Annotated in this window: 5 protein-coding genes; all 5 read left to right on the top strand. The window is 70.8% G+C overall.

The annotated features are described in order from the left end of the window. Positions 1-307, top strand: a 307-nt coding sequence (locus tag ACYPYD_RS21925) for a FixH family protein (RefSeq protein ID WP_459665499.1), incomplete at its 5' end; no start/stop codon positions are given. Beyond that, positions 304-2460: a heavy metal translocating P-type ATPase gene (locus ACYPYD_RS21920; protein ID WP_459665497.1), complete on the top strand. Its 2157-nt coding sequence runs from the start codon at positions 304-306 to the stop codon at positions 2458-2460. The genes ACYPYD_RS21925 and ACYPYD_RS21920, both read left to right, overlap by 4 nt. Continuing rightward, entirely contained in the window at positions 2457-2603 is a 147-nt protein-coding gene (ccoS, locus tag ACYPYD_RS21915; RefSeq protein ID WP_008832429.1) for a cbb3-type cytochrome oxidase assembly protein CcoS, read from the top strand. The genes ACYPYD_RS21920 and ccoS overlap by 4 nt, the downstream gene beginning before the upstream one ends. Then, positions 2600-2818 carry a hypothetical protein gene (locus ACYPYD_RS21910; RefSeq protein WP_459665496.1) on the top strand — a complete coding sequence of 73 codons (219 nt, stop codon included), beginning with the start codon at positions 2600-2602 and terminating at the stop codon, positions 2816-2818. Before ccoS ends, ACYPYD_RS21910 begins: the two co-directional genes overlap by 4 nt. 31 nt (positions 2819-2849) lie before the next feature. After that, positions 2850-4132 (top strand): oxygen-independent coproporphyrinogen III oxidase (hemN, locus tag ACYPYD_RS21905; RefSeq protein WP_459665495.1); only part of this gene is annotated, 1283 nt, incomplete at its 3' end.

The following is a 4132-nucleotide window of genomic DNA, read 5'->3' as shown; positions in this document are numbered from 1 at the left end:
TGATCCGGGACCGCTGGCCATGACCAGCCCACCTTCCGGCGAGGCGCCCACGGCCGGCAAGGCGCCCGCAGATGGCGCGCGCCTAAAGACAGCCACCGGTCCCGGATCAAGTCCCGGACGACGGGAAGTGCTCACCGCCGTGGCCCGCCACCCCCTCGGCCGCTTGCCCGACATCGCGCTCACCTTCCGCCGCGAGGGCGCGCAGTGGATCAGCGCCCAGCCGCTGCCCGCAGGCCGCTGGACCCTGCGCTTCGATATCGAGGCGGATGGCCGCCAATGGCGCACCGAACAGGAGATCGGCGCATGAACGCGATCACACCCCCGCCGTCGGTCCCTGCCGAAACCGCACTCGATACCGCGCCCAGCATCGACAGCCGCTTCACCGTCCCCGGCATCCGCTGCGCCGGCTGCATCGGCAAGATCGAACGCGGCCTCGGGCTCGTCCCCGGCGTGGCTTCGGCGCGAGTGAATCTCTCCGCCAAGCGCGTCGCTGTCAGCCATGCCGAGACGCTCGATGCCGAGACGCTGATCGAGGAGCTGCGCAAACTCGGCTTCGAGGCCGAACGCGCCGCCGACAACCCGCTCGCCCGCGACGATGTGGAGACGAAGCGCCTGATCCGCGCGCTGGCGGTGGCGGGCTTCGGCATGATGAACATCATGCTGTTCTCGGTCTCGGTCTGGTCGGGCACCGACGCGGTGACGCGCGGCATGTTCCACTGGATCAGCGCCCTGATCGGCATCCCGGTGGTGGTCTATTCGGGCCGCCCGTTCTTCGCCTCGGCGTGGATGGCGCTGAAGTACCGGCGAACCAACATGGACGTGCCGATCTCCATCGGCGTGATCCTGGCGACGGGCATGAGCCTCTACGAAACGCTGACCGGGGGCGAGCACGCCTACTTCGACGGCGCGGTGATGCTGCTGTTCTTCCTGCTCGCGGGCCGCACGCTCGACGCGATGATGCGCGGCCGTGCGCGCTCCGGCATCGCCGCCCTGCTCGGTCGCATGGGGCGGGGCGCGCACGTTCTCGACGAGGACGGCACTGCCCGCTATGTCGAGGCCGACAAGCTGCGCCCCGGCATGACGATGCTGGTGGCGGCAGGCGAAGCGCTCGCCGCCGACGGCGAGGTCGTCGAAGGCCGCACCACCATCGACACCGCGATGCTGACCGGCGAGAGCGCCCCGCGCCCCGCCGTGCCCGGCGACCTCGTCCACGCGGGCACGATCAACCTCGGCAACCCGGTGCGGGTGCGCGTCACCGCCGCCGCGCAGGACACCGCCATCGCCGACATCGCGCGGCTGATGGACGAGGCGGGCCAGTCCCGCTCGCGCTACGTGCGCGTGGCGGACCGCGCGGCGCGGCTCTATGCGCCCGCCGTCCACACCCTCGCGTTCCTCAGCTTCTGCAGTTGGCTGATCGCAGGGGCGAGCGTCTACAAGGCGCTGACGATCGCCACCGCCGTCCTCATCATCACCTGCCCTTGCGCGCTCGGCCTTGCGGTTCCGGCGGCGCAAGTCGTCGCGGCGGGGGCGCTGATGCGGCGGGGCCTGCTCATCAAGGACGGCTCGGCGCTGGAGCGGCTGGCCGAGGCGGACGAAGTGTTGCTCGACAAGACCGGCACCCTGACGCTGGGCGAACCGCGCCCGGTCACGCTGGCCATGCTCGGCCCGCGCAGCCGCGCCATCGCGCTGGGTCTGGCGCAGGCGAGCCGCCATCCGCTGAGCCGTGGGCTCGCCCATGCGCTGCGCGGCGAAGGTGTGGAGCCCGCAGCCGTCGAACTGGTGCGCGAGGCTGCCGGCTCCGGGATGATCGGGCGCTGGGATGGCGCCGAAGTCGCGCTGCTGCGGCCCGAGGTGGAGACCGACACTCTCGCCGTCGACCTGCTCGTCGATGGCACCCGCACCCGCATTACCTTCGCCGACAGCCTGCGCCCCGACGTGACCGAGACATTGGCGGCGCTCAAGGCGCAGGGCCTGACCGCCGCGATCGCCTCGGGCGACCGGGTGGAGGCGGTCGGCGGCGTCGCGCGGAAACTGGGCCTGTTCGCCACGGCGGCGATGCGCCCGGCGGACAAGCTGGCGCTGCTCGAACGCCGCGCGGGGCTTGGGCACAAGGTGCTGATGGTCGGCGACGGGCTCAACGACGGCCCGGCGCTGGCGGGCGCCCACGTCAGCCTCGCGCCGGGCGGGGCGAGCGATGTGTCGCAGCAGGCCGCCGATGGCGTCTTCGTCGGTGAGCGGCTGATGCCGGTGGCAACGGCGGTGAAGGTGGCGCGCGCTACCATGCGGGTGGTGCGGCAGAACTTCGCGATGGCGGTGGGCTACAACGTGCTGGCGGTGCCGCTGGCGATCCTCGGCCACGTCACCCCGCTGGTGGCGGCGCTGGCGATGTCGGGCTCTTCGCTGCTGGTGGTCGGCAATTCGCTGCGGCTGGCGCGCGCGGCAGGGAAGGACGGGAAATGACGATCCTCGGCTTCATGATCCCGCTGTCGCTGGCGATGGGGCTCTGCGCGCTGGGCACGTTCTTCTGGACGATGCGCTCGGGCCAGTACGAGGATATGGACGGCGCCGCCAACCGCATCCTGATCGACGAGGACGCGCCATGACACGGCGCCTGCTCGCGCTGTTCGGCACGCTGGCGCTGGTCCCGGCAATGGTCGGCCCGCTGCAGGTCGAGGCGCGGGAGCTTGTCGCGATGACCTGCGGCGGCGGCGCGGTGAGCGTGCCGGTCCCCCCACCTTCGGGACCGCCGCAGGGGCCATGCTGCGCCAAGGGCTGCCATTCCGATTCCAAACGCAAGCGGCTTGATCGATCGCAATGACGGCGCGGAGGGATAAGGCAAAGTTGCGGCCATGTGGACCTATCACCCCGAACTGCTGGCGATTCCCGTGCCGCGCTACACCAGCTTCCCCACCGCCGCCGAGTTCGCTGGCGGGATAGGCGCGGGCCAGTACGAGGAGGCGCTGGAGCGCACGCAAGGCGAGGTATCGCTCTATGTCCACATCCCGTTCTGCGAGAAGATTTGCTGGTACTGCGGCTGCAACACCAGCGTCGCCAACCGGCGGGACAGGGTAGCGAGTTACCTCGACGCGCTTCACCGAGAGATCGATCTCGTCGCCGAACGCCTGGCCGGAGGAGCGCGGGTGACGCGCATCGCTTTTGGCGGCGGCAGTCCCAACGGCATTTCGCCGATCGACTTCGTGCGGCTGGTCGATGCACTGACGCTGCAGTTCGAGACCTCGCACCCGGTCACTTCGATCGAACTGGACCCGCGCACCCTTGGCCCCGGGTGGGCGGGGGTGATCGCCTCGGTCGGGATCGCGCGTGCCAGCCTCGGCGTGCAGACCTTTGCGGAGCCGTTGCAGCGGGCGATCGGCCGCGTGCAGCCCACGGCGATGATCGAGCAGGCCGTCGCCATGCTGCGCGGCGCGGGCGTGGGATCGCTGAACTTCGATCTCATGTACGGGTTGCCCGGCCAGACCATGGCGCACCTGAAGGATTCGCTGGAGAGCACCGTCGCGCTCGGCGCCGATCGCATCGCGCTGTTCGGCTATGCCCACGTTCCGCACCTGATCCCCCGCCAGCGCAAGATCGATGCGAGCGAACTGCCCGATGCCGAGGCGCGCTTCGCCATGGCGGCCTACGGGCACGCCTTCCTGCTGGACCGGGGCTATGTCGCGGTGGGCTTCGACCACTTCGCGCTGCCCGGCGACCCGCTGGCGCAGGCGACGCTGACGGGGCACCTTCGCCGCAACTTCCAGGGCTTCACCGACGATCAGGCGCCGGTCCTGCTGGGGCTGGGTGCCTCTGCGATCGGCGGCTTCCCGGACCTGCTCGTCCAGAACGAGAAGAACACCGGGCGCTATCGCATGATGCTCTCGCAGGACCGCCTGACCGCGACGCGCGGGATCGTCCGGAGCGCTGAGGACCAGCGGCGCGGCGCGGTGATCGAGGCACTGCTGTGCCAGGGCCGCGCGCCTGTGGCGGCGGACTTGTGGCAGGAGGCCGGGCCGCTGCTGCGCCCCTACCTCGATGCCGGATTGTGCGAGACCGATGGCGGCGACCTCGTCGTGCTGCCGGGCGGACTGCCTTACGCGCGCTCGATCGCGGCGCGGTTCGACCCGTATCGCAAGGA

Source organism: Novosphingobium sp. 11B, from assembly GCF_054589055.1.
The sequence above is the reverse complement of the archived record's forward strand: the minus strand, read 5'-3'. Positions and strand labels throughout refer to the sequence as shown.